Raw genomic sequence first — 23,304 nt, forward strand, 5'->3', positions numbered from 1 at the left:
TATCAGTGGTCAAAAGCCACTTCGCCCGGCAAGACCGGCATTCAGCTCTTTTGCCTCTTCTTCTCCGCGATCACCTTTTCCGCAAGATCCCGGGCGATGGCGAACGCCCCTTGGATCTTGTCCTTGTCTTTCTTCCAATCGCGGCGGATGACGATCTTGTTGTCGCGCACCTTGGCCATCCCGCGCTGATCCTTGATAAATTCAACGAGGCCAGTGGGGGAGGCAAATTTGTCATTGTGGAACTGGATCGTGGCCCCCTTGGGCCCGCCGTCGAGCTTGGCTATTCCAGCCCTTTTGCACATCGCCTTGATCCGCACGATCAGCATCAACATGTTGACCTCTCGCGGCAATTTGCCAAAGCGGTCGATCAACTCCGCGGCAAATCCTTCGAGTTCAACTTTGGTCTGCAACCCGCTGAGACGGCGATATAATCCAAGCCTAACGTCCAGATCCGGCACATAGGCCTCGGGGATCAGGACCGGTACACCGAGGTTAATCTGCGGCGCCCATTGATCGTCGGCATCGCTGAGGCCTTCGAGTTCCCCGGCCTTGATCTTGGCAATCGCCTCTTCGAGCATCGACTGGTACAGCTCATAGCCCACGTCGCGCATCTGGCCCGATTGTTCTTCGCCCAGGAGGTTGCCAGCGCCCCGAATATCGAGGTCCTGCGAGGCGAGTGTGAACCCCGCCCCAAGCGTGTCGAGTGAGCCCAGCACCCGCAGGCGCTTTTCAGCGGTTGGCGTCAGGCGCATCCGGGGTTTCGTCGTCAGGTAGGCATAGGCGCGGGTCTTGGACCGCCCCACGCGACCGCGGATCTGGTAAAGCTGGCTGAGGCCAAACATGTCGGCGCGGTGGATGACCATCGTATTGGCCGTCGGGATGTCGAGACCGGATTCGACAATCGTCGTGGCCAGAAGGACGTCGTATTTGCCGTCGTAGAAGGCATTCATGCGGCTGTCCAACTCTCCCGCGGCCATTTGCCCATGGGCGATCACGTAGCTCACCTCCGGCACCTGTGTTTCGAGGAAATCCTCGATCTCGCGCAGGTCCGAGATGCGTGGCACAACGAAAAAACTCTGCCCGCCCCGGTAATGCTCGCGCAGGAGGGCCTCCCGGATGGTGACGGTGTCGAATTCGCTCACATAGGTACGGATCGACAGGCGATCGACCGGGGGGGTGCCGATGATCGACAGATCGCGCACGCCCGACAGCGAAAGTTGCAGGGTCCGTGGGATCGGCGTGGCGGTGAGGGTCAGCACATGCACATCGCTGCGCAACTGCTTGAGCCGCTCCTTGTGGCCCACGCCAAAGCGTTGTTCTTCGTCGATGACCAGCAGACCGAGGTTGTTGAACCGGATGCTCTTGGCCAGCAGCGCGTGGGTGCCGACCACGATATCGACCTGCCCACGGGCAAGTTCATCGCGGGTTTTTGCTGCCTCGCCCGCAGAGACGAAACGCGAGAGTGGCTTGACGCTGACCGGAAAGCCCCGGAAACGTTCGGAAAAGCTCTGGTAATGCTGTCGCGCCAGAAGCGTCGTAGGGGCGATCACCGCGACCTGCATCCCCGACATGGCCGCGACGAAGGCCGCACGCATCGCAACCTCGGTTTTGCCGAAGCCCACGTCGCCGCAGATCAGGCGATCCATCGGCGTGCCGGCCTCAAGGTCTTCCATCACGTCCTGAATGGCGCGGAGCTGATCGTCGGTCTCCTGATAGGGGAAGCGGGCCGAGAACTCTTCCCACGCATGATGTTCGGGCACCAGCGCGGGCGCGGACCGCAGGGTCCGTTCCGCCGCGATCCGGATCAGCCGATCCGCCATCTCGCGGATGCGTTCCTTGAGCTTGGCCTTCTTGGCCTGCCACGCACCACCGCCAAGACGATCGAGCAAGCCTTCCTCGTGGCCATATTTGCTGAGTAGCTCGATGTTTTCGACCGGCAGGAAGAGACGCGCGCTCTCGGCATATTCCAGCGCCAGGCATTCATGGGCGGCCCCCGCGGCGGTGATGACCTCGAGCCCATGATACCGCCCGATCCCGTGATCAACATGCACCACAAGGTCCCCGGGGCTCAGCGCGTTGGCCTCGGTCAGGAAATTCTCGGCCCGGCGGCGTTTCTTGGGCGCGCGGATCAGCCGATCGCCCAGGATATCCTGCTCGGCGATGACGGTCAGCCCCGGCGCCTCGAACCCATGCTCCAGCGCCCAGACCGCCAGGTGCAGCCCGCGCTTGTCGAGCCGGGTGGCATCGCTGACCATCACCGCCCCGATCAGGCCTTCATCCTCCAACAACCCCTCAAGCCGCTCGCGCGCACCCTCGGAGTAGGCGGCAAGCAGGACGGGGCCAAGGCTCAGTTTCGCCTCGATATGCGTCTTCAAGGCGCTGAAAAGGCCCACAGATTCCATCTGCCGTTCGGGCGCGAAGTTCCGCCCAATCCGCCCACCCGCGTCGATCACACCGGGGCCAAGCGCCTGCGGCAGCGGGGCCATGCCGAGCATGCGACGGTCCGAGGTCGCGGCCTCCCACGCGGCATCATCCAGGTACAAAAGCCCCGGCGGGACGGGCTTGTAGACCGTGTCGCCGCGCGTTTTCTGCGCCAGCGCATGGGTGCGGGCCTCGTATTGATCCGCGATGCTGTCCCACCGGGAAAGGCGGGCGGGCGTGATCTGATCATCGAGCGTGATTGTTGCGTCGGGCAGATAATCGAACAGGGTTTCCAGCGTCTCGTGGAAGAAGGGCAGCCAATGTTCGATCCCCTGGTGCTTGCGCCCGGCACTGACCGCCTCATAGAGCGGATCGTCCGTGCCGGCCGCGCCGAACTCAATCCGGTAATTCTGCCGGAATCGGGTGATCGCAGCCTCGTCGAGGATGACTTCGGAGACCGGTGAGAGGTCGATCTGTTCAAGTTTTTCGGTGGTCCGCTGCGTCACCGGATCAAACCGGCGGATGCCATCGAGCACATCGCCAAAGAGATCCAGCCGCACCGGGCCGCTATCACCGGGGGGATAGATGTCGATGATCCCGCCGCGGATGGCGAAATCGCCCGGCTCCATCACCGTGGGGGCCTGGCTGAAGCCCATGCGGGTCAGGAAGGTCCGCAGCGCACCCTCGTCAATCTGTTGTTCGACACGGGCCGAGAATGCGGCCTCCCGCAACACGTCGCGCGCCGGAACCCGCTGCATGGCGGCGTTGAGCGTGGTCAGCAGGACGAATTGTCCCGGCATCCCGTGCACCAGCCCCGCCAGCGTGGCCATCCGTGCCGCCGAAGTATCGGCATTGGGCGACACGCGATCATAGGGCAGGCAATCCCAACCGGGAAAGCGAATGACCGGCATGTCAGGCGCAAAAAAGCGCAACGCTTCGGCCATTGCCGCCATGCGCTTGTCATCGCGGGCGATGTGCAGGACCGGGCTGCCCCGTTGCGCCACCTCGTCGAGGATCAGCCTGGCATCGAACCCTTCCGGCGCCCCGCCGACGGTAATTTTTCCTGCTTTGCTCATGCCAAAAGCGCCTTGCTCTGCGATCCCGGGGGTTAACCGCCCAAGACCCCCACCGACATATTCTGCAGCATGCCCCACATCGCGGTCACGAAGATCGACGCGATGCCGACAAACTGGGTCAGCATCCGGTGTCGATAGAGCCGTTTGTAAAGCGCCTCGCCCCGAAGCGATTCATCTTGGATGCGACGGGCCGTCGCCACGGACATCAACGCCACGATGCTGAGCGGAAAGCCCAGCAGAAACACCGCTTGCGCGAATTCCTGCCCATAGACAAAGCCGAGCAACACCAGAACGGTCAGAATGAAACAGATGAAGCCCGCCAGCAAAAGCCCGGAGGTATCTGCGATATACAGGATCCGGTTGGTGTAGATCCGCACGAGATCCTCAAAATCGATGACGCCCTGGCCGTTTTCTTCCTTGCGCGCGCGCTGCGCCATGTCCCAGGGGACACCAAGCACCCAGTGGCTGGTCGACGACCACATGACGGCCAGAGCAATCCAGAACCAGAGGTTACTGAAGCTGCGCATGTCAATAAGTTCGAAAACGGTTTGATACCAGTCCACTGCGGCGCCTCTGAAGTCACTCTCGTGTTTCTCTTAGCGCCGGGACGCGGCAATTCCTACCCTTGAGATGCGGGAAATTCCATGCCACTCAGAAATCAGCAACATGTTGAAAGTCAGCCCCATGCGTCCGACCCAAGCCTCCTTTCCCGCAACCCGTCTGCGCCGCACCCGCCGCACGCCAGCCCTCAGGGCGCTCGTGGCCGAGAATTCCCTGTCGGCCGCCGACCTGATATGGCCCGTCTTCGTGCGCGAAGGTGAGGGCGTGGAAGAGCCCGTGCCGTCGATGCCGGGCGTCGTGCGCCGCAGCGTGGACAAGGTGGTCGAGGCCGCCCGCGAGGCCGCCGATCTGGGCATCCCGGCGATTTGCCTTTTTCCCTACACCTCCGATGAAAATCGTAGCACGGATTGCGCCGAGGCCTGGAACCCCGACAACCTGTCGAACCGAGCCACTCGGGCGGTCAAGGCGGCGGTGCCCGAGATCGCGATCATGACCGACGTGGCACTCGACCCCTATTCGGACACCGGCCATGACGGGTTTTTGGTGGGCGACGAGATCGTCAACGACGAAACCGTCGAGGCCCTGGTCAAGCAGGCGCTCAGTCAGGCCGAGGCCGGGGTGGATATCATCGGCCCCTCGGACATGATGGATGGGCGCATCGGCGCAATCCGCGCGGCGCTTGAGGCAGCCGGGCACAAGGACGTGCTTCTGCTGAGCTATGCGGCGAAATATGCCAGCGCCTTCTACGGCCCGTTCCGCGACGCGGTTGGCGCCTCGGGCGCGCTCAAGGGCGATAAGAAGACCTATCAGATGAACCCGGCCAATACCGACGAGGCCCTGCGCCTGATCGAGCGCGATCTGGGCGAAGGGGCGGATATGGTCATGGTCAAGCCCGGCATGCCGTATCTCGATATCTGCCGCCGTGCCAAGGAGACGTTCGGCGCGCCGACCTTCGCCTATCAGGTATCGGGCGAATACGCGATGATCATGGCGGCCGCACAAAACGGCTGGATCAACGGCGATCTGGCCATGATGGAAAGCCTGATGGCTTTCAAGCGGGCGGGCTGTGACGGGGTATTGACCTATTTCGCTCCGGCGGTGGCGCGGGCCTTGGCGTCGGGCGGATAGGCGGTGCACCGCCACAATCCGTAGTGACAGCGTTCCAATAGGCCACTATACTAAGGGCAGATCGGTGATCTTCAAACACCGGCATTCCAAAAGTCAGGCAAAGAGACAGGCAACATCATGAGCAATTTCACCAGACGCAGTTTCACGCTGGCCGCCCTTGCAGGCGCGACCGTGACCGCCGCATGTAACAACGGTGTCGGCAGCCAGGGCAGTTCGCGCATCGACGCGCGGGTCGATTCAACGCTGAACTACCTTTTCACCCAATATCCCAATACGCAGGAAATCGCGGCCCGCTCCGCCGGGATGCTGGTCATGCCGCTTATCACCGAAGCCGGCTTCCTAGCCGGTGGCGGCTATGGGCGCGGCGCGCTGCGGATCAACGGGTCCACGGTCGATTATTACTCGGCCGCTAAGGGCAGTTTCGGGTTGCAGATCGGCGGGCAGCAATTCTCCCACGTCCTGTTCTTCATGACCGAAGAGTCCCTGGGACAATTCCGCCGTTCGTCGGGCTGGGTCGCTGGCGCGGATGTCGAGTATGTCTTCAAGGATGAGGGCGAAAACCTGCGCGCGGATACCACCACCCTCAACGCCCCCGTCGCCGCGGTGATCTTTGGCCAGGCGGGCCTGATGGCAGGTGCCTCGCTGGAAGGTGTTAAATACACACGGATCATTCCGTGACTGCTGCGTGAACGTAATCAGAAGCACGAATGACGTCGGCAGTTGCTTGCTTTGCGGAACGAAGCAGACTTTCGGGCATCATTGCAACATAGGGCATCGCCCGATCGCAGGTGGGCGCACTCAGATCGTTCATCGCGCTTTATGGTCACGTATCCCTCCAACAATCGTTGGGATTGAAACGGTGACGAAGCGCCCGCCCATGGGGCGGTCGGGCACTGCCCGGCGGTGCTGCGCACCTTGATTCCGGGCGGGGGGACTGTCCGCAAGGGGCTCACAACAGACATCCGATGTATTCACTCGGCAATTCCAGAGCCGAATGACTGCATCACGGACTAACCGGGCATCCAAGAACGAGCCGCACGATGGCCAGACCGCGGGGTGGCGACCAACCGTTTTCAGGTATACTTTATCTTTGCCAAGTTCGGAAAACCAAAATTCGTTGAGCCACGTCTCCCAATCGCCAGCCCTTGCGGGCGGTCTGGCGATCGCGAGGCGGGCTTCGCCCTTGATTCCGCGCGGAGATCGAACTCGAACGTCAGTCACGAGCTCGAAGTCGAAAGTCAGCTTTCTGGTGTGCCGCCCGTCGTGTCCTGCTTGGCCTTGAATGCCTTGACCCGCTCCACCAGCAGTGCCTTGGCTTTCTGATTGGCGCGGCGGACGCGGATGGAGGTCAGGAAGGCTTCTTCGGCGGTCTGTGAGGTGGCGCCCAGAACCTTGACCAGGTCGGCGATGATGTCCTCGTCCCCCGAGGCCTCGATATACTTGATCGTGTTGGTCGCCAGCTCGTCGGCCATATCCTCGGTCACGCCCATGGGGTTACCGCGTGCTTTCGGTCAGACGGCGTTTCACATAGGTGGTCACGTCACCGATCATCGTGTCCATGTAGGGCTCCTCAAAGAAATGCCCGGAGCCGTCGATTTCGGTATGGGTGATGGTGATGCCCTGCTGCTCATGCAGTTTGTTGACCAGCGCCACGGTATCCGCGGGCGGGGCCACGCGGTCGTTCGAGCCGTTGATGATGAGGCCCGAGGACGGGCAGGGGGCCAGGAACGAGAAGTCATACATGTTGGCAGGAGGTGACACGCTGATGAACCCGGTGATTTCGGGGCGGCGCATCAGGAGCTGCATCCCGATCCAGGCGCCAAAGCTGAAACCCGCGACCCAGCAATGCTTGGAGTTGTTGTTCATCGATTGCAGGTAATCGAGCGCCGAGGCCGCATCCGAAAGCTCCCCCACACCCTGATCATACTCGCCCTGGCTGCGACCGACGCCACGGAAATTGAACCGCAGCACCGTGAAGCCCATATTGTAAAAGGCATAATGCAGGTTATAGACGACCTTGTTGTTCATCGTCCCGCCGAATTGGGGGTGCGGATGAAGCACGATGGCGATCGGTGCGTCTTTTTCTTTTTGCGGGTGGTAGCGACCTTCTAGGCGGCCTTCCGGGCCGGGAAAAATAACCTCGGGCATATTGGTCCCACTGTCTCCCATAAGAGGTGCCGGGATATTCTTGACGAATTCACTCGAGCACCTTAGAACAATTCTAAGTTCCGGTGTGATCCGGACACGCTGCAAGCGAGATAAGGCTTGCGCGGCGGCAGGTCAATCTATTCGCGGGGGTATGGGCCATGAAACTGAGCACAAAAGGCCGCTACGCGATGGTTGCGCTGACCGATATCGCCCTTCAGCCGGCGGATACCCTCGTGACCCTGGGGGAGATTTCGAAACGCCAGGACATTTCGCTGCCCTATCTGGAGCAGCTCTTCGTCAAGCTGCGGCGCGCGGATCTGGTGACGTCCGTGCGCGGACCCGGTGGCGGGTATCGCCTGGCCCGGTCGGCATCGGATATCCGGGTGTCGGATGTGTTGGCGGCGGTCGATGAAACCGTGGATGCGCTGCACAAGGGGGCAGGGGCCTCGGGTGCGGCGTCGGGATCCAGGGCGCAATCGGTGACCAACCGCCTCTGGGAAGGGTTGAGTGCCCATGTCTACGTCTTCCTGCATCAGACCCGGTTGAGCGATGTGGTCGGCAATGAGTTGGCTCCGTGCCCTGCGGTGCCAAACCTTTTCGCGGTGGTGGATGAGGAATGATTTGCGTCTCCGTCAGAGGGATTGCGCCGCCTTCGGCGTCGCGGTGGAGCGCCCTGCCGGGCGCTTGCCTTCGGCGAGAGTATTTCTGCCAAGATGAAAGCAGGGGAGCTTCGGCGTGAGCCGGGTCTATCTGGATTACAACGCAACGGCGCCGTTGCGGCCCGAAGCACGGGCGGCGATGGTCGCGGCGATGGACGTCGTGGGAAACCCGTCAAGTGTGCATGGTGAGGGGCGCGCGGCCATGGCCTTGGTGGAGCGGGCTCGGGGCCAGGTGGCCGAAGCTGTCGGCTGCGCCCCGCAGGAAGTGGTGTTCACCTCCGGCGCAACGGAAGCTGCACGTTTGCTTGTGGCCTTTGCGCATGTTGGCGTCGATCCAACGGCACATGACGCACTGATCGCCAATGGCCCGCCGGATGGGGGCGACATGAGTGCGGTGGACCTGCTGGCCATCGGTCTCGCGAACTCGGAAACCGGCGTGATCAGCGAGGTGCCCGAGGCCGGGGAAGGTCGCCGCTTGTTGCTGGACATCACGCAGGCGCTTGGGCGGATCCCGTTTTCCTTTGCCTGGTCGGGTGCGGATTTTGCGATCTGTTCCGCGCATAAGCTGGGCGGCCCGAAAGGCGTCGGTGCGTTGATCGTCCGCCAAGGTGTCGATATCCCCGCCCTGTCGGTCGGTGGCGGGCAGGAAATGGGGCGGCGTTCCGGGACCGAAAACGTCATCGGCATCGCCGGGTTTGGCGCCGCCGCGGAGGCCGCGATGCGCGATCTTGCTGACGGAAAGTGGCAGCAGGTGGAAAAACTTAGAAACATTCTAGAATCATCTATTGAGGAATCCGCAAGAGAGACTATTTTTGTCGGGAAATCGGAGAAACGGTTGCCCAACACCTCCTGCATCGCGACCCCCGGTTGGAAGGGGGAAACGCAGGTGATGCAGATGGATCTGGCCGGGTTTGCCATCTCCGCGGGCAGCGCCTGCTCCAGCGGCAAGGTCCGCGAGAGCCGTGTGCTGCGGGCGATGGGATATGACGAGGAGGTCGCGCGCTCTGCGATCCGGGTGAGCCTGGGGCCCGAGACGACCGAGGACGAGATTTACCGCTTTGCCGAGACCTGGCTGAAGCAGTTGGACAAACATCGCGCCCGCGCGGCGTGAGACGAAAGGAGACAAGCATGGCGGTTCTGGACGAGACCCAGGTCAAGGAAGGCGTGGATCAGGAAACGGTCGATGCGGTCCGCGAGGTTGGTGGCGCGTATAAATACGGCTGGGAAACCGATATCGAGATGGAGTACGCGCCCAAGGGGCTGACGCCGGATATCGTGCGCCTGATCTCGGAGAAAAACGAAGAGCCGGAATGGATGACCACCTGGCGGCTGGAGGCGTATGACCGGTGGCTGACCAAGGAAGAGCCCGATTGGGCGATGGTCGATTACCCGGAAATCGACTTCCAGGATCAGTATTACTACGCGCGGCCCAAGTCGATGGAAGTAAAGCCGAAATCGCTGGATGAGGTCGATCCGAAGCTGCTGGCCACCTACGAGAAACTCGGTATCCCGCTGAAAGAACAGATGATCCTTGCCGGTGTCGAAGGCGCGGAAGATGCGCCGGCCGAGGGCCGCAAGGTCGCCGTCGACGCGGTGTTTGACAGTGTCTCGGTCGGGACGACTTTCCAGGCTGAATTGAAGAAGGCGGGGGTGATCTTCTGTTCGATCTCCGAGGCGATCAAAGAACATCCCGAGCTGGTGAGGAAATACCTCGGATCGGTCGTGCCGGTCAGTGACAATTTCTATGCCACGCTGAACTCGGCGGTCTTCTCCGATGGCTCGTTCGTCTACGTCCCGCCCGGGGTGCGCTGCCCGATGGAGCTCTCCACCTATTTCCGGATCAATGCGGAAAATACCGGCCAGTTTGAGCGCACGCTCATCATTGCCGACAAGGGCTCTTATGTGAGTTACCTCGAAGGCTGCACGGCGCCGCAGCGGGACACGTCGCAGCTTCATGCCGCGGTGGTCGAGATCATCATCGAGGAAGACGCCGAGGTGAAATACTCGACCGTGCAGAACTGGTATCCCGGCGATGAAAACGGCAAGGGCGGGATCTATAACTTCGTGACCAAACGCGCCGATTGCCGGGGTGACCGTGCCAAGGTGATGTGGACGCAGGTTGAGACCGGATCGGCGGTGACGTGGAAATACCCAAGCTGCATTCTGCGCGGGAATGAAAGCCAGGGCGAGTTCTATTCGATCGCGATTGCCAACAACATGCAGCAGGCCGATACCGGGACCAAGATGATCCATCTGGGCAAAGACACACGCTCGCGGATCGTCTCCAAGGGGATCAGCGCGGGCAAGGCGCAGAACACCTATCGCGGGCTGGTCTCAATGCACCCGAAGGCGAAGAATTCGCGCAACTACACCCAGTGCGACAGCCTTCTGATCGGCGACAAATGCGGCGCCCATACGGTGCCTTACATCGAGGTCAAGAATAACTCCTCGCGGGTGGAACATGAGGCCACGACATCGAAGGTCGATGACGACCAGATGTTCTATTGCCGCCAGCGCGGCATGGACGAGGAAGAGGCCGTGGCGCTGGTCGTGAACGGATTCTGCAAGGATGTGTTGCAGGCGCTGCCGATGGAGTTTGCCATGGAGGCGCAGCAACTGGTGGCGATTTCGCTTGAGGGATCGGTGGGGTGATTGGCAATGCACCCGTTGCTGGCGACCCTCTTCCCACGAACCTTTTGGGCGCAGGTAATGTTGGGGCTCTTTCTGGCGCTGGTGTTCTTGATACCCGCCATGTTCATAGTGGCCTTTTGGCCAGAGGGGCAGGATGCTGAGTGGTGGAAAATCGTTGCCGTTTCGGGATCCGCCGTTTCAGCTGGAATTTTGCTACCAACCTACTTTTTCTTTGCCATTCGTTTAACCGAACGTGAGGCACAACAGGAAAACGATCGAGAGGATTAGAAAGCCAGAGCGATGATCATCACTACAACACCCAGCATCGAAGGCCATAAAATCACCGACTACCGCGGCATTGTCGTGGGTGAGGCGATCATGGGCGCGAATGTGGTGCGCGATGTGTTTGCCTCGATCACCGATATCGTGGGTGGACGCTCTGGCGCATACGAATCCAAGTTGCAGGATGCGCGGGATACGGCATTGGCGGAGTTGGAAGAGCGCGCACGGGCCAAAGGCGCGGATGCCGTTGTGGGCGTCGATCTGGATTACGAGGTGGTGGGACAATCCATGCTGATGGTCAGCGCCTCGGGCACCGCCGTGGTGCTGGGATAGAGACACCGGCCCTCAGAGGCGTCGATACGGGAAAACAGAGGAACCAAGAAATGTTGAAAATCAAAGATCTGCACGTCGATCTTGAAGAAGAAACCAAGACCATCCTGAAGGGGGTCGATCTTGAGGTCGAAGCGGGCAAGGTGCATGCGATCATGGGGCCCAATGGCTCGGGCAAGTCGACGCTTTCCTATGTTCTGTCAGGCCGCGATGGCTATGAGGTCACCAAGGGATCGGCCACGCTCGAGGGGGATGACCTTCTGGAGATGGAACCCGAGGAACGCGCCGCCGCGGGGCTTTTCCTGGCGTTCCAATACCCGGTCGAAATCCCGGGCGTCGGCAACATGACCTTCCTGCGGACTGCGGTGAACGCGCAACGCAAGGCGCGCGGCGAGGACGAGATGAGCGCGGCGGATTTCCTCAAGATGGTGCGGGCGCGGGCGAAAGACCTGAAGATCGACGCCGACATGCTGAAACGGCCGGTCAATGTGGGCTTCTCGGGCGGGGAGAAGAAACGCAACGAAATCCTGCAAATGGCTGTTCTGGAACCGAAAATGTGCATCCTGGACGAAACGGATTCGGGCCTTGATGTGGATGCGATGAAACTGGTGGCCGAGGGCGTCAACGCCCTGCGAAACGAAGGGCGCGGCTTCCTTGTCATCACCCACTACCAGCGTCTTCTCGATCACATCAAACCCGATGTGGTGCACATCATGGCCGAGGGCCGCATCGTGAAGTCCGGCGGCCCGGAACTGGCGCTGGAAGTCGAGAACAACGGCTATGCCGACATTCTGGCGGAGATGGCGTGATGGCGCTCGATGATCGCAGACAATCGGTAACCGATGAGCGGCTGTCGGCCATGGTCGTGCCGGATGTTGGGTGCACTGCCGAAGCACGCCAGGCCGCCCTTGGCCGGGTGCGCAGCCTAGGCTTGCCGCAGGGTCGGGACGAATATTGGAAATTCACCCGCCCCGACACGTTGGTTCAGCCCGATGCGCCGGCAGCGTCGATCTTCAAGGATGACGAAACGCCGGTCTTCGACAGCTTTGACCGGTTGAAAATCGTCTTCGTGGATGGCGTGTTCGCACCGGACCTGTCCGATGACCTGAGCCTTGAGGGGGTCGAAATCGACCGTCTTGAAGACGTCTGCTGCACCGACGATCACTGGGCCGAAGAGCTTTACGGCACCTTGGAAGCGGCAGGCCAGACACCGGTGGCGCGCCCGCTTGCGGCGCTCAATACGGCCTATGCCGGTGATGGCGTCACGATCCGCGTGACCGGCAAACCGTCGAAACCGATCAGCCTGATCTACACCCATGAGGCCGAAGATTCGGACGTCTTTCTGCACCACGTGATCCGGGTCGAAAGCGGGGCGGAGGCCACGATCCTCGAAAACGGCCCGGCGGCGGCACGGTTCAACAAATGCATGGAAATCGACATCGCCGATACCGGCATTCTGCACCATATCCGCGCGCAGGGGCGCGACCACCAGCGCCGCGCCGTCACCCACATGTTCGCGCGCCTTGGCCGTGAAAGCGTTTTCAAGAGCTTCACGCTGACCGCCAACGGGGTGCTCACGCGCAATGAATGCGTGATCGAACTGACCGGGGACGATGCCCTTGCCCATGTGGCCGGGGCCTGCGTGGGCGACGGTGATTTTCACCATGACGATACGGTTTTCGTGACCCATGACGCGGTGAATTGCGAAAGCCGCCAGGTGTTCAAGAAAGTGCTCAGGAATGGCGCGACGGGCGTGTTCCAGGGCAAGATCCTTGTCAAGGAAGGCGCGCAGAAGACCGACGGCTATCAGATCAGCCAATCTCTGCTTCTCGATGATGACAGCCAGTTCCTCGCCAAGCCCGAGCTTGAGATCTATGCCGACGATGTCGTCTGCTCGCATGGCTCGACCAGCGGGGCGATTGACGAGGATGGCATGTTCTATCTCCGCGCGCGGGGCGTTCCCAAACCGATTGCCACCGACCTTTTGACCTTGGCGTTCCTGGCCGAGGCGGTCGAGGAGATCGAGAACGAGGACCTGCGCGACGAGATCAACACCCGGCTCCAAAGCTGGTTGGAGCGCAGAAGGGGCTAATGCCTGTTGCCGCCGATATCGTGGCCACCTATCGCGGGCCGCGCCGGGTCATGCGTCGCCTTCTCGAGATGGGCGCGCGTGAAGACCGGGCGCTTGCCGTGCTGATGGCGGGCTGCGTGGTGGTGTTTATCGGCCAATGGCCGCGTCTGGCGCGCGAGGCGCACCTGACCGGGCAGGAGCTGAACCCGCTTCTGGGTGGGGCCCTGATGGCGTGGATCTTCATCGCGCCGCTCTTGTTTTACGCTGTCTCCTTCACCAGCCACCTGATCGCCCGTGCCATGGGCGGGCAGGGGACCGGTTTCGGCGCGCGCATGGCGCTCTTCTGGTCCTTTCTGGCCGCCAGTCCGCTCATCCTGTTGCATGGGCTGGTGGCGGGCTTTATTGGGCCGGGGATCGAGTTGCAGATCGTCGGCGTGATCTGGATTGTTGTATTCGGCTGGTTCTGGGCCATGAACCTGCGCGAAGCGGAATGGGGTGTGACATGAGCGCGTTTTCCATCAAGGACCTGTTTCGGACGACGTTGACCCGGCCTCGCTCGGGCGCCGAGGCGATCATTTCGCTGAATTTCTCGACGCAGGTTCTGTGGATGGCGCTGACGCTCATTTCCATCACCATGTCCGCAATGGTCTCGGGCATGTTCCACATCATGCCACTGCCGGCCGACCCGGCGGGGGAGGTTGTCCGCTCGATGCTGTTCTACAGCTCGCCCATCGGATTTGCGCTTTTGAACCTCGGCAACGCGGTCCTGTCGATTTTTGTGCTGTTCTGGTCCGGGCGCCTCTTTGGCGGCACCGGAGAGATCCGCGATGTTCTGTCGGTCATTGTCCTCTTCCAGGCCACGGTGATCGCGCTCTTGCTCATCATCGCGGTGGCCAGCATGCTCTTGCCCTTCGTGTCGGCGTTGGCATTCATACTTTTTGCCGTATGGGCAATCTGGGCCATGGTCACGATGATCGACGTGGCCCATGATTTCAACAGCATCGGCAAGGCAATCGCGGTTTTCCTGATGGCGACCTTCGTGGTGCCTTTTGGCCTGTCGATCATCCTCGGGGCGGTCATGTCCCCCTTCATCGGAGGCTCCTGAGCCATGCTGGACGTCGACAAGATCCGCGCGGATTTTCCCATCCTGTCGCGCGAGGTAAACGGCAAGCCGCTGGTCTATCTCGACAATGGCGCTTCGGCGCAAAAGCCGCAGGTGGTGATCGACGCGGTGACCAATGCCTATGCCCACGAATATGCCAATGTGCATCGCGGGCTGCACACGCTGAGCAACATCGCGACCGAGAAATATGAGGCCGTGCGCGGCATCATCGCGCGGTTCCTTGGCACGGCGGATGAGGATCAGATCGTGCTGAACTCCGGCACCACCGAAGGGATCAACATGGTCGCCTATGGTTGGGCCATGCCGCGGATGGAGGCGGGCGACGAGATCATCCTGAGCGTGATGGAGCATCACGCCAACATCGTCCCCTGGCATTTCCTGCGCGAACGGCAAGGGGTTGTGCTCAAATGGGTCGATGTGGATGCAACCGGCGCGCTTGATCCGCAGAAGATCATCGACGCGATCACGCCCCGGACCAAACTCATTGCCGTGACGCAACTGTCAAATGTGCTGGGCACGAAGGTGGACATCAAAGCGATCTGCGACGCCGCGCACGACATGGGCGTCCCCGTGCTGGTCGATGGTAGCCAGGGCGCCGTGCATATGCCGGTGAATGTCGAGGACCTTGGCTGTGATTTCTACGCTATAACCGGTCACAAGCTTTATGGTCCTTCGGGTTCCGGCGCGATTTACGTGCGCAAGGAACGGCTCGCCGAGATGCGCCCCTTCATGGGCGGGGGCGACATGATCCGCGAAGTCCATAAGGACAGCGTGTCCTACAACACGCCACCGATGAAGTTCGAGGCCGGTACGCCGGGGATCGTGCAAACCATCGGATTCGGTGCCGCACTTGAATACATGATGGATATCGGCATGGAGGCGATCGCCGCCCATGAAGACCGGCTGAGCGCCTATGCGGCGAACCGCCTGACAGGCCTCAATTGGCTCAACCTCCAAGGCACCACCGCGGACAAGGGCGCGATCTTCTCCTTCACGCTCGACGGCGCGGCCCATGCCCATGACATTTCGACGATTCTCGACAAAAAAGGCGTCGCCGTGCGGGCCGGTCATCACTGCGCCGGGCCGCTTATGGATCACCTGGGCGTGACGGCGACCTGCCGCGCGTCGTTCGGAATGTACAATACCGAATCTGAGGTTGATACCTTGGTCGAAGCACTCGAACTGGCCCACGAGCTTTTCGCCTAGGCGACGCCCGGCCGGGCCGGAATGCCTCAAATCGGCGAAGATCGTTTAAAATCGGTGGTTTGTGCCGTATTTTGCATCGTTTTCCGGCCTCGGTCTGTTGCAAAGTTGCAATCCCGGCACAGCTTTGCCGGTCAGGGTAACTAGGGATCGACAATTGCTCACAGGTGTTGTTAGAGTGCAGGTGTTGCCAACAACGGAGACAAATATGAAACTCTTCAACATCATGACAGTGATTGCACTTGGTGCCTTTCTGACTGCCTGCGCGCAGCAAGAAGAACCCGCACCGATGGTCGAGCCAGAGCCGGTTTACGACAAATACGGCAACCCGGTCTAACTGACGACCTAGTTCCGAAAGAATCACAATTAAGCCTAGGCTGGCGTTTTCGCTTGCCTGGGCTTTTTCGTGCCTACATCATGCATTTGCACCCTGCGAAGCACGTGATCCGCCATTGTTCACACCGCTGTCATTTTCCAATTGAGGCGGTCCCGGCTTTGCCCTATACCGCGCAACGACGCACCTGTAGCTCAGCTGGATAGAGCGCTGCCCTCCGAAGGCAGAGGCCAGAGGTTCGAATCCTCTCAGGTGCGCCACTTCAAGACAATCCGTGATGGCTACCGGGGCAGGGGGTCTTCGTCTTCGCTTTGATCGGCAAGCCAGTTCCGGAACTTGCGCAGCGCCGGGTCACCGGATTTCTCCGAGGGCCAAACCAGGTAGTAGGCGCCGGGCGACTCGGTTGGTCCGCCCCATACAGGCACGAGGCGTCCGGTCGCAAGGTCCTGCTCCGCCAGGTAGTCAGGCAGGAGCGCCACGCCCAAACCGTGTAGCGCCGCTTGGGTAATGGTCGAAAACTGGTCATGCACGGTCCCGGTGATCGCGGACGCCTCGACGCCTTGGGCTGCGAACCAGTGTTGCCACGCATCGGGCCGGGTTTCGATATGCAGGATCGGCAGGCGCAGAACCTCCGCAACGTTCCCGAGCGGAGAGGGCAGCAATTCAGGCGCACAGACGGCAATGACCCGCTCATCCTTCAGCCTGAGGTGATCCGTGCCGGGCCAGTCGGGCTTTCCGAAATGGATGGCGGCATCGTAAGGTTCGACCGCGAAGTTGAAGGGCTTCAGCCGCGTGGCAAGGTTGATCGTGACCTCCGGATTGAGCCGCGCGAAATCCCCCAGGCGCGGGACCAGCCAGCGCATCCCAAAGGTCGGCAGGATGGCCAGATCGACACTGCCACCTGCCGGATTGACGGTGAGTTTGAGCGAGGCCTGGGTGATCTGCTGCAATGCCTGCCGGATGGTCGCCGCATAATCCCGGGCCTCTGGCGTGAGGACCATGCCGCGGCCCTGGCGGTGGATCAGTTCAACACCGAGCTGTTCTTCGAGGGCTTGCAATTGCCGGCTCACCGCACTTTGGCTCAGTGACAATTCGGTGGCCGCCGCGGTTGCACTGCCAAGACGATCCAATGCTTCGAGCGCCCGGAGGGACGCGATGGAGGGCAGCAGGCGGCGTGGGGCAGGCATAATTGCGAAAAACTCATGAATTCTTGCGGAATAGTCGATGTTATTAGCGCCAGATGTCAGGTATTGTCCATTCAAACCACATATAAATTGCAAAAAACTCATGAAATGGAGTTCCGCATGACACTCGATACCCCGCAACTCAAGGCCAAGGACGCCCCGGACCTCGGGCAGTTTGATTGGGAAGATCCGTTCCGCCTGAACGATCAACTCGAAGAAGATGAACGCATGATCGCCGAAAGCGCCCGCGCTTATGCGCAGGAAAAGCTGCAAACCCGTGTGGTCAAGGCATTCAGCAACGAAGAAACCGATCCGGAGATCTTCCGCGAGATGGGACAGATGGGCCTTTTGGGGACCACCATCCCCGAGGAATATGGCGGGCTTGGCAGTTCCTATGTGAGCTACGGTCTGGTCGCGCGGGAGGTCGAGCGCGTCGACAGTGGATACCGGTCGATGATGTCGGTGCAATCCTCGCTGGTGATGTATCCGATCTATGCCTATGGCTCCGAAGAGCAGCGGCAGAAATACCTGCCGAAGCTGGCCAGCGGCGAGTGGATCGGCTGCTTCGGCCTGACCGAAGCAGACGCGGGCAGTGACCCCGCTGGCATGAAAACCCGCGCCGAGAAAATCGAAGGCGGCTATCGTCTGACCGGTTCCAAGATGTGGATTTCCAACAGCCCGATTGCCGATGTGTTCGTGGTCTGGGCCAAGTCCGACGCCCATGACGGCAAGATCCGCGGCTTCGTGCTCGACAAGGGCATGAAAGGCCTGAGCGCACCGAAAATTGGCGGCAAGCTGAGCCTGCGCGCGTCGATCACCGGGGAAATCGTGCTCGATGGTGTTGAGGTGGGTGAAGAGGCGCTTTTGCCCAATGTGCAGGGCCTCAAGGGGCCGTTCGGTTGCCTCAACCGGGCGCGCTACGGCATCGCCTGGGGCGTGATGGGCGCCGCTGAATTCTGCTGGCATGCGTCGCGGCAATACGGGCTCGACCGGCAGCAGTTCAAACGGCCTTTGGCACAAACGCAGCTCTTCCAACTCAAGCTCGCCAACATGCAAACCGAGATCACTTTGGGTCTGCAGGCCGCGCTGCGCGTCGGACGCCTGATGGACAATGCCAACGCCGCGCCCGAGATGATTTCGCTCATCAAACGCAACAATTGCGGCAAGGCGCTCGACATTGCGCGTCACGCCCGTGACATGCATGGCGGCAACGGCATCTCGGAAGAATTCCAGGTCATCCGACACATGATGAACCTCGAGACGGTGAATACCTATGAGGGCACCCATGACGTGCATGCCCTGATCCTGGGCCGCGCACAGACCGGATTGCAGGCATTTTTCTGAGATAAAAATGTGGGGCAGGGCGCATGAACCCCGCGTCCGCCCCGGATTTCATGTGCGTTTTTGAACAGGCATCTGGGCGGTGCTGACGTTGCAATTGCCTGGCTTTGTTTACATATTTGTCGTCCCGGCATGATCCGGATCGACGGAGTTCCCCCATATGGCATTGGCCGAAGCCAGCTTTACCCAAGGCAGCCTGATGCGGCATGTCTCGATGATGTCCTTCACGGCCAGCCTCGGCCTGATGGCGGTCTTTGTCGTCGACCTCATTGACATCATCTTCATCTCCATGCTCGGGCAGGATGCCTTGGCCGCGGCGGCGGGTTACGCCAGCACGGTGATGTTCTTTGCCAGCGCCGTGAATATCGGCCTGTCCGTTGCCGCCGGTGCGCTGGTTTCCCGGGCCATCGGCGCCGATAACGAGGTCGACGCCCGCGAATTCGCCACCAGCGTGGCGATCATTTCGGTGGCAGTGGGGATCGTCCTGCCGATTCTGGCGCTTCCGAATGTTCATGCGATCCTCGGCCTTCTGGGCGCCGAGGGGCATGTGGCGGACAAGGCCGCGCAATACCTGTGGATCATCCTGCCCACGACCATGGTGTCCGGCCTGTCGATGACGGCGGTTGCGGTGCTCAGGGCGCATGGCGATGGCTCTCGGGCAATGTACCCGGCATTGGCCGGTGGCGCGGCGAATGGCATCCTCGATCCGATCTTCATCTTTGCGCTTGGCCTCGGTCTGCCCGGCGCCGCCTGGGCCACGGTTGCGGCACGTTTCGTCACGCTCGCCATGGCGCTCTATCCCGCGGTCAAACGCTACAATGCCTTCACCTATATCCGGCCCCAATGCGTCGGGCGCGATGCCCGCGCCGCCATGCAGATCGCCGTTCCTGCGGTTCTTGCTACGGTCGCGACACCGGTCGGCACCGCCATCGTGACCCGTGAGATGGCGAAATATGGCACCGATGCTGTCGCGGGCATGGCCATCATCAGCCGGATCATCCCCGTTGTCTTTTCCGTCGTCCTGGCGCTTTCCGGCGCGATCGGTCCGATCATCGGACAGAATTACGGGGCAAGGCAGATGGACCGCGTGAAAGAAGCGTTTTTCGATGCCCTCAAGTTTGTCGGTATCTACGTTCTTTTGGCCGCAGCACTCCTGTTTGCATTCCGAGAGCCGATTGTCGGCCTTTTTGACGCCACCGGCATGACCCGGACACTGATCGTGCTCTTCTGCGGGCCGCTGGCGCTGGCGTCGTTCTTCAACGGTGCGATCTTCATCTCGAACGCATCGTTCAACAATCTCGGCCATCCGGGCTATTCGACGATCATCAACTGGGCGCGTCATACGCTCGGCACCTGGCCGCTCGCAGTCGCTGGCGGGATGATCTGGGGCGCACCTGGCGTTCTGATTGGTCAGGCGGTCGGTGGCGTGGTTTTCGCCGGCATCGCCGTCGCGCTCGGTCTGCGGGTCATTGCCAACCCGGAAGAGGATCTGATCCCGACAGGGTTCAAATATCAAGAAGACCGCATCCACACGCTCTGCAACCGCTGTGGACGTTAGGGCGGCCGTCGGGCGTCTTCGTCGTTACAGCAATTTCTGCGCATCCGTTAATCGCATAATCAGTATTATGTAAATAAAAATGGAATGCAGAAAACCAACTTGAACGGAAATATATCATTTAATCACTATAGCTTACATGATTTCGCTAATGTGAAACTTCCGTCCCCACCTGGTTACCTGTCATTTACCATCATGCGCCCTACGTTACCAAAGACGACGAAATCCCGCGAATTTCAATAACTTGGTGTGCCCATGCTCGACAGCGTTGGCCATTCCAGTCTAAATAGATTGACGAGGAATACATTCACCATGACTTCACTACTAGTTCTCAACGGTCCCAATCTTAATCTGCTGGGTCAACGGCAGCCTGACGTCTATGGCAGAACGACATTGGCGGATATCGAAAAGCTCTGCCATGCCAAGGCGGATGAGCTTGGCGTGACCGTCGAGTTCCGCCAGAGCAATGACGAAGGTGCGCTTCTCGATTTGATCCATGGCGCGCGCGGGACTCATGCGGGCATTATCCTGAACGCGGGCGCCTATACGCACACCTCCGTCGCCCTGCGCGATGCGATCAGCTCGGTTGAGCTTCCGGTGATTGAACTGCACCTGTCGAACATTCACGCCCGTGAAGAGTTTCGGCACCATTCCTACATCAGCGGCGTGGCGCTTGGCCTGATCTGCGGCTTTGGTGCTGCGGGATATCCGATGGCGATTGCCGCGATGCACGGGCATCTGGAGGCCGCTGGATGATACCGACAAACCAGATCAATTCACTCCTGAACACGCCCAGCATCGAGGCGCTCTGGGACATGCACACGCGCTGCATGGCCGACTATGGGTTTGACCGGTTGATCTATGGCTATACACGGTATCGCACGGCGACATCGCTTGGTGATCCCGAAGATTTTGTCCTGCTGACCAACCACAAGCCGGATTATACGGATGTTTTCATCGGTGACGGCCTGTTTTTTCATGCGCCGATGGTTCGCTGGGCGCTTGAGCATGACGGTGCCTGTTCCTGGTCCGTGCTGGGCATGATGATTTCGTCGGGCGCGATGACCGAGCAGGAAGCGAAGGTTCTTGAGTTCAACAAATCCAAGGGCGTGACCGCCGGATACTCCGTGAGCTTCAAGTCGATTTCACCGCGGACCAAGGGCGCGATCGCTCTTACCGCGCGTGAGGGGTTGAGCCAGGATGACGTCGACGCGATCTGGGAAGAACATGGCGAGGATATCGTGGCGCTCAACAACATGGCGCATCTGCGTATCCTGTCCCTGCCCTATACTGCGCCCGGCCGGTCCCTGACCAAACGGCAGCGCGAAGTGCTGGAATGGGTTGGCGACGGCAAGACCATTCAGGACATTGCGATGCTGCTGGAACTGACGCCCGCGACCGTCGAAAAACACCTTCGGCTGGCCCGTGAAGCCCTGAGCGTTGAGACCACGGCACAGGCGGTTCTCAAGGCCGCATTCCAGAATCAAATGTTCGTGTTTGATACATAATTCCCGCAATACGAGAACATTGTTTCCGAAATTAACCAAATTTTGGCCTCTGGTAAGGAAATCCAGACTTTCGTTGTGCGGCGTTACATCGCAATATGGTGATGTTCCGTGAGTGGTGGCTTTAAGCCCGGGAACATCAGGCCCGGAACCTCTGTGATATCAGGGCACTCGGGTCTGCCGGTCCTACCGGATGTCGGTCGCCGATCTTATTGGTCGGGTTGGTGGCCGACGCTTACCAAGACTGTCGTTTCATCCCCAATCAGAGGACAGTCCTACTACCTGCGGTGTCGCTCCTCAAGGCGACACCGCTCCCGTTTAAGGCGATCCCCCTGCCCCGGCGGCGTTACAGGTTGGGAAAGTAATCCTCGCACCTTCCTTCGCGGTAAACATCCGCGGTGCAGCAATGCAGGCCGCCCCCGAACGCATAGGCATCGCGCAACTCGACCTCGACCACTTCCATGCCGAGTTTGTCCATCTGTTCGGCCTGGTAGACCTCGGATTTCTCGACGCAGACGGTTTTGGGGTCCAGCACCAGCACGTTCATCGAAAGCCATGTGGACGAATAACAGAGCGGCGGTGGCGTGTTATGCGCAGGCTGCGCCGCGTCGACGATTTCCCAGTCATTGTCATTGAACATCTTGCGCTGATCATCCGGCAGCCGACGCTGCGGGTTGTTCAGGATGAGACCCGGACGCAGCGGCGTAAAGGTCGCGTCGATATGGATCGGGTACGGGTCGCCAGGGAAATTGACCGCATGTACACGGTGGTCCGGGAAATGCCGTCGGATCCATTCGATGCCCTTGAGGTTGGTCGTGAACCCATGCTGCACCACCAGATCGCGGCCAAAGCGCAATACGTCGGCCGCATCAAAAAGCGGTTCTTCTTCGGTCGTGACAAAGAATTTCTCCGCGGTCCATTTCAGGCGTTTCTCGACACCGATCTTTTCGTTGAGGTAATCCGGCTGGTAATCCGCGTCCGTCAGGCGTGGCTTGGGCGCGCATTCGTGACGGAAATTCGGATCCTCGTTGAAATATTGCTGCATCAGCGGGCGATAGTTCAGGTATTCGAACCAGCGGCAGCGGTAGGACATCGTCGCCTCGAGCATCTCTGGCCCGACGGTCAGCAAAACGTCCCGCGGGGGCATGCAGCCGAACTGGCTATCGGTGTGGAAATCCGGCGTGGTCGCGGGCAGGCTGTGGTCGATCGGCGTCGGGCGATCCACGCGGATGCCCCGCTTGCGAAGCATGTCGGCGAAGTTGTCGAGCAATTCGTTGGCGCGGTCGATCGTCTCCTGAGGTCGCCTGCCCCATTGGCCGCGCATATCGCTGTCCTCGGGCACCTTGGCATCGAGCGCCGGTTCTTCGGGTGGGATATGGCAATCGTCGGCGCGGCCCACGATCACATGTTTCAGCGGATCCCATTCGTTCCAGCTATTGACGACTGTTTTTTCCGGCGACCATGACATGGCCACGCCTCCTCCGACTACGGAGATGAAGGCGGGCCCCTCAATCTCCCGATTGAAAGTCCCGGCGTACAGGAACGTTTGAGACGGCCAAGAGACATGCTCTCCGACGACGCCATCGTCGATTGCCGGATCGAGATATAGCATTGGGTATAAAGTCACTTCAATGCGTTAGGCTATTTGGGGCCAAATAATCTGCTAAATGCAGATACCGGCTATGCGGACTAACCAGATATCCAAGCATGAGCCGCGCGATCGCCAGCCCTTGCGGGCGGTCTGGCGATCGC

The 23,304-nt window shown here is 60.4% G+C and carries 23 protein-coding genes and 1 tRNA gene; 18 read left to right on the top strand and 6 right to left on the bottom strand.

Going from position 1 to position 23,304, the window contains the following annotated elements:
• Positions 1–41: 41 nt before the first annotated feature.
• Both mfd and RBB29_RS08430 read right to left on the bottom strand, forming a co-directional pair.
• The gene (gene mfd / locus RBB29_RS08425) at positions 42–3,497 is read right to left on the bottom strand and encodes a transcription-repair coupling factor (RefSeq protein ID WP_306114392.1); all 3,456 of its coding nucleotides are present in this window, start codon (positions 3,495–3,497) and stop codon (positions 42–44) included.
• A 32-nt stretch (positions 3,498–3,529) separates the two neighbouring features.
• On the bottom strand, positions 3,530–4,060 hold the full coding sequence (locus RBB29_RS08430; protein WP_306114393.1) for a component of SufBCD complex: 531 nt from the start codon (positions 4,058–4,060) through the stop codon (positions 3,530–3,532).
• Between the two features lie 121 nt (positions 4,061–4,181).
• Between RBB29_RS08430 and hemB the strand changes: the two genes are divergently transcribed.
• Positions 4,182–5,186 carry a porphobilinogen synthase gene (gene hemB / locus RBB29_RS08435; protein WP_306114394.1) on the top strand — a complete coding sequence of 335 codons (1,005 nt, stop codon included), beginning with the start codon at positions 4,182–4,184 and terminating at the stop codon, positions 5,184–5,186.
• 117 nt (positions 5,187–5,303) lie between these two features.
• Entirely contained in the window at positions 5,304–5,864 is a 561-nt protein-coding gene (locus tag RBB29_RS08440) for a YSC84-related protein (protein ID WP_306114395.1), read from the top strand.
• Between the two features lie 560 nt (positions 5,865–6,424).
• Here RBB29_RS08440 and RBB29_RS08445 read toward each other — a convergent pair.
• Together RBB29_RS08445 and RBB29_RS08450 are read right to left on the bottom strand one after the other, a co-directional pair.
• Positions 6,425–6,676 (bottom strand): hypothetical protein, encoded by a 252-nt coding sequence (locus RBB29_RS08445; protein ID WP_306114396.1) that lies wholly within the window; start codon positions 6,674–6,676, stop codon positions 6,425–6,427.
• Positions 6,677–6,680: 4 nt separating this feature from the next.
• Complete coding sequence (locus RBB29_RS08450; RefSeq protein ID WP_306114397.1) at positions 6,681–7,334, bottom strand: alpha/beta hydrolase; 654 nt, start codon at positions 7,332–7,334, stop codon at positions 6,681–6,683.
• A 158-nt stretch (positions 7,335–7,492) separates the two neighbouring features.
• Here RBB29_RS08450 and RBB29_RS08455 point away from each other — a divergent pair, with 158 nt between their 5' ends.
• The 12 genes from RBB29_RS08455 (at position 7,493) to RBB29_RS08510 (ending at position 16,227) form a co-directional block, all read left to right on the top strand.
• A complete protein-coding gene (locus RBB29_RS08455) occupies positions 7,493–7,954 on the top strand; it encodes an Rrf2 family transcriptional regulator (protein WP_306114398.1) in 462 nt (153 codons plus the stop codon).
• A 115-nt stretch (positions 7,955–8,069) separates the two neighbouring features.
• Entirely contained in the window at positions 8,070–9,104 is a 1,035-nt protein-coding gene (locus RBB29_RS08460) for a cysteine desulfurase family protein (protein ID WP_306114399.1), read from the top strand.
• A gap of 17 nt (positions 9,105–9,121) precedes the next feature.
• Positions 9,122–10,645, top strand: a complete 1,524-nt coding sequence (sufB, locus tag RBB29_RS08465) for a Fe-S cluster assembly protein SufB (protein ID WP_306114400.1) — start codon at positions 9,122–9,124, stop codon at positions 10,643–10,645.
• Between the two features lie 6 nt (positions 10,646–10,651).
• Positions 10,652–10,912, top strand: a complete 261-nt coding sequence (locus RBB29_RS08470; protein ID WP_306114401.1) for a hypothetical protein — start codon at positions 10,652–10,654, stop codon at positions 10,910–10,912.
• Positions 10,913–10,924: 12 nt separating this feature from the next.
• Positions 10,925–11,239, top strand: a complete 315-nt coding sequence (locus RBB29_RS08475) for a heavy metal-binding domain-containing protein (RefSeq protein WP_306114402.1) — start codon at positions 10,925–10,927, stop codon at positions 11,237–11,239.
• A 50-nt stretch (positions 11,240–11,289) separates the two neighbouring features.
• A complete protein-coding gene (sufC, locus tag RBB29_RS08480) occupies positions 11,290–12,045 on the top strand; it encodes a Fe-S cluster assembly ATPase SufC (protein ID WP_306114403.1) in 756 nt (251 codons plus the stop codon).
• Complete coding sequence (locus RBB29_RS08485; RefSeq protein WP_306114404.1) at positions 12,045–13,328, top strand: SufD family Fe-S cluster assembly protein; 1,284 nt, start codon at positions 12,045–12,047, stop codon at positions 13,326–13,328. Before sufC ends, RBB29_RS08485 begins: the two co-directional genes overlap by 1 nt.
• Positions 13,328–13,813, top strand: coding sequence for a YIP1 family protein (locus RBB29_RS08490; RefSeq protein WP_306114405.1), 486 nt, complete (start codon positions 13,328–13,330; stop codon positions 13,811–13,813). The genes RBB29_RS08485 and RBB29_RS08490 overlap by 1 nt, the downstream gene beginning before the upstream one ends.
• Entirely contained in the window at positions 13,810–14,412 is a 603-nt protein-coding gene (locus RBB29_RS08495) for a Yip1 family protein (protein ID WP_306114406.1), read from the top strand. Before RBB29_RS08490 ends, RBB29_RS08495 begins: the two co-directional genes overlap by 4 nt.
• A gap of 3 nt (positions 14,413–14,415) precedes the next feature.
• Positions 14,416–15,636 (top strand): cysteine desulfurase, encoded by a 1,221-nt coding sequence (locus RBB29_RS08500; protein ID WP_306114407.1) that lies wholly within the window; start codon positions 14,416–14,418, stop codon positions 15,634–15,636.
• 205 nt (positions 15,637–15,841) lie between these two features.
• Positions 15,842–15,970, top strand: coding sequence for a hypothetical protein (locus RBB29_RS08505; protein WP_306114408.1), 129 nt, complete (start codon positions 15,842–15,844; stop codon positions 15,968–15,970).
• Between the two features lie 180 nt (positions 15,971–16,150).
• A tRNA-Arg gene (locus tag RBB29_RS08510) sits at positions 16,151–16,227 on the top strand.
• 21 nt (positions 16,228–16,248) lie between these two features.
• Here the strand turns inward: RBB29_RS08510 and RBB29_RS08515 are convergent.
• A complete protein-coding gene (locus RBB29_RS08515) occupies positions 16,249–17,154 on the bottom strand; it encodes a LysR family transcriptional regulator (protein ID WP_306114409.1) in 906 nt (301 codons plus the stop codon).
• Positions 17,155–17,271: 117 nt separating this feature from the next.
• Between RBB29_RS08515 and RBB29_RS08520 the strand changes: the two genes are divergently transcribed.
• The 4 genes from RBB29_RS08520 to RBB29_RS08535 all read left to right on the top strand — a co-directional run bounded on the left by RBB29_RS08520 (position 17,272) and on the right by RBB29_RS08535 (position 21,555).
• Positions 17,272–18,495 carry an acyl-CoA dehydrogenase gene (locus RBB29_RS08520; protein ID WP_306114410.1) on the top strand — a complete coding sequence of 408 codons (1,224 nt, stop codon included), beginning with the start codon at positions 17,272–17,274 and terminating at the stop codon, positions 18,493–18,495.
• A gap of 157 nt (positions 18,496–18,652) precedes the next feature.
• On the top strand, positions 18,653–20,050 hold the full coding sequence (locus RBB29_RS08525; RefSeq protein ID WP_306114411.1) for an MATE family efflux transporter: 1,398 nt from the start codon (positions 18,653–18,655) through the stop codon (positions 20,048–20,050).
• A gap of 309 nt (positions 20,051–20,359) precedes the next feature.
• The gene (gene aroQ, locus RBB29_RS08530; RefSeq protein ID WP_306114412.1) at positions 20,360–20,803 is read left to right on the top strand and encodes a type II 3-dehydroquinate dehydratase; all 444 of its coding nucleotides are present in this window, start codon (positions 20,360–20,362) and stop codon (positions 20,801–20,803) included.
• Complete coding sequence (locus RBB29_RS08535; protein ID WP_306114413.1) at positions 20,800–21,555, top strand: LuxR family transcriptional regulator; 756 nt, start codon at positions 20,800–20,802, stop codon at positions 21,553–21,555. The genes aroQ and RBB29_RS08535 overlap by 4 nt, the downstream gene beginning before the upstream one ends.
• A gap of 343 nt (positions 21,556–21,898) precedes the next feature.
• Here the strand turns inward: RBB29_RS08535 and RBB29_RS08540 are convergent, their stop codons facing one another.
• Positions 21,899–23,020: a serine/threonine protein kinase gene (locus RBB29_RS08540; RefSeq protein WP_306114414.1), complete on the bottom strand. Its 1,122-nt coding sequence runs from the start codon at positions 23,018–23,020 to the stop codon at positions 21,899–21,901.
• Positions 23,021–23,304: the final 284 nt, after the last annotated feature.

Origin of the sequence: Roseovarius sp. MMSF_3359 (assembly GCF_030733385.1) — a bacterium.
GTDB lineage: Bacteria > Pseudomonadota > Alphaproteobacteria > Rhodobacterales > Rhodobacteraceae > Roseovarius.

What these genes read in the sequence shown, in the direction of transcription:
- mfd (WP_306114392.1), bottom strand. Translation starts at nt 3,497, where the DNA reads ATGAGCAAAGCAGGAAAAATTACCGTCGGCGGGGCGCCGGAAGGGTTC.
- hemB (WP_306114394.1), top strand. Translation starts at nt 4,182, where the DNA reads ATGCGTCCGACCCAAGCCTCCTTTCCCGCAACCCGTCTGCGCCGCACC.
- RBB29_RS08440 (WP_306114395.1), top strand. Translation starts at nt 5,304, where the DNA reads ATGAGCAATTTCACCAGACGCAGTTTCACGCTGGCCGCCCTTGCAGGC.
- RBB29_RS08445 (WP_306114396.1), bottom strand. Translation starts at nt 6,676, where the DNA reads ATGGGCGTGACCGAGGATATGGCCGACGAGCTGGCGACCAACACGATC.
- RBB29_RS08450 (WP_306114397.1), bottom strand. Translation starts at nt 7,334, where the DNA reads ATGCCCGAGGTTATTTTTCCCGGCCCGGAAGGCCGCCTAGAAGGTCGC.
- RBB29_RS08455 (WP_306114398.1), top strand. Translation starts at nt 7,493, where the DNA reads ATGAAACTGAGCACAAAAGGCCGCTACGCGATGGTTGCGCTGACCGAT.
- sufB (WP_306114400.1), top strand. Translation starts at nt 9,122, where the DNA reads ATGGCGGTTCTGGACGAGACCCAGGTCAAGGAAGGCGTGGATCAGGAA.
- RBB29_RS08470 (WP_306114401.1), top strand. Translation starts at nt 10,652, where the DNA reads ATGCACCCGTTGCTGGCGACCCTCTTCCCACGAACCTTTTGGGCGCAG.
- RBB29_RS08475 (WP_306114402.1), top strand. Translation starts at nt 10,925, where the DNA reads ATGATCATCACTACAACACCCAGCATCGAAGGCCATAAAATCACCGAC.
- sufC (WP_306114403.1), top strand. Translation starts at nt 11,290, where the DNA reads ATGTTGAAAATCAAAGATCTGCACGTCGATCTTGAAGAAGAAACCAAG.
- RBB29_RS08485 (WP_306114404.1), top strand. Translation starts at nt 12,045, where the DNA reads ATGGCGCTCGATGATCGCAGACAATCGGTAACCGATGAGCGGCTGTCG.
- RBB29_RS08490 (WP_306114405.1), top strand. Translation starts at nt 13,328, where the DNA reads ATGCCTGTTGCCGCCGATATCGTGGCCACCTATCGCGGGCCGCGCCGG.
- RBB29_RS08495 (WP_306114406.1), top strand. Translation starts at nt 13,810, where the DNA reads ATGAGCGCGTTTTCCATCAAGGACCTGTTTCGGACGACGTTGACCCGG.
- RBB29_RS08500 (WP_306114407.1), top strand. Translation starts at nt 14,416, where the DNA reads ATGCTGGACGTCGACAAGATCCGCGCGGATTTTCCCATCCTGTCGCGC.
- RBB29_RS08505 (WP_306114408.1), top strand. Translation starts at nt 15,842, where the DNA reads ATGAAACTCTTCAACATCATGACAGTGATTGCACTTGGTGCCTTTCTG.
- RBB29_RS08515 (WP_306114409.1), bottom strand. Translation starts at nt 17,154, where the DNA reads ATGCCTGCCCCACGCCGCCTGCTGCCCTCCATCGCGTCCCTCCGGGCG.
- RBB29_RS08520 (WP_306114410.1), top strand. Translation starts at nt 17,272, where the DNA reads ATGACACTCGATACCCCGCAACTCAAGGCCAAGGACGCCCCGGACCTC.
- RBB29_RS08525 (WP_306114411.1), top strand. Translation starts at nt 18,653, where the DNA reads ATGGCATTGGCCGAAGCCAGCTTTACCCAAGGCAGCCTGATGCGGCAT.
- aroQ (WP_306114412.1), top strand. Translation starts at nt 20,360, where the DNA reads ATGACTTCACTACTAGTTCTCAACGGTCCCAATCTTAATCTGCTGGGT.
- RBB29_RS08535 (WP_306114413.1), top strand. Translation starts at nt 20,800, where the DNA reads ATGATACCGACAAACCAGATCAATTCACTCCTGAACACGCCCAGCATC.
- RBB29_RS08540 (WP_306114414.1), bottom strand. Translation starts at nt 23,020, where the DNA reads ATGTCATGGTCGCCGGAAAAAACAGTCGTCAATAGCTGGAACGAATGG.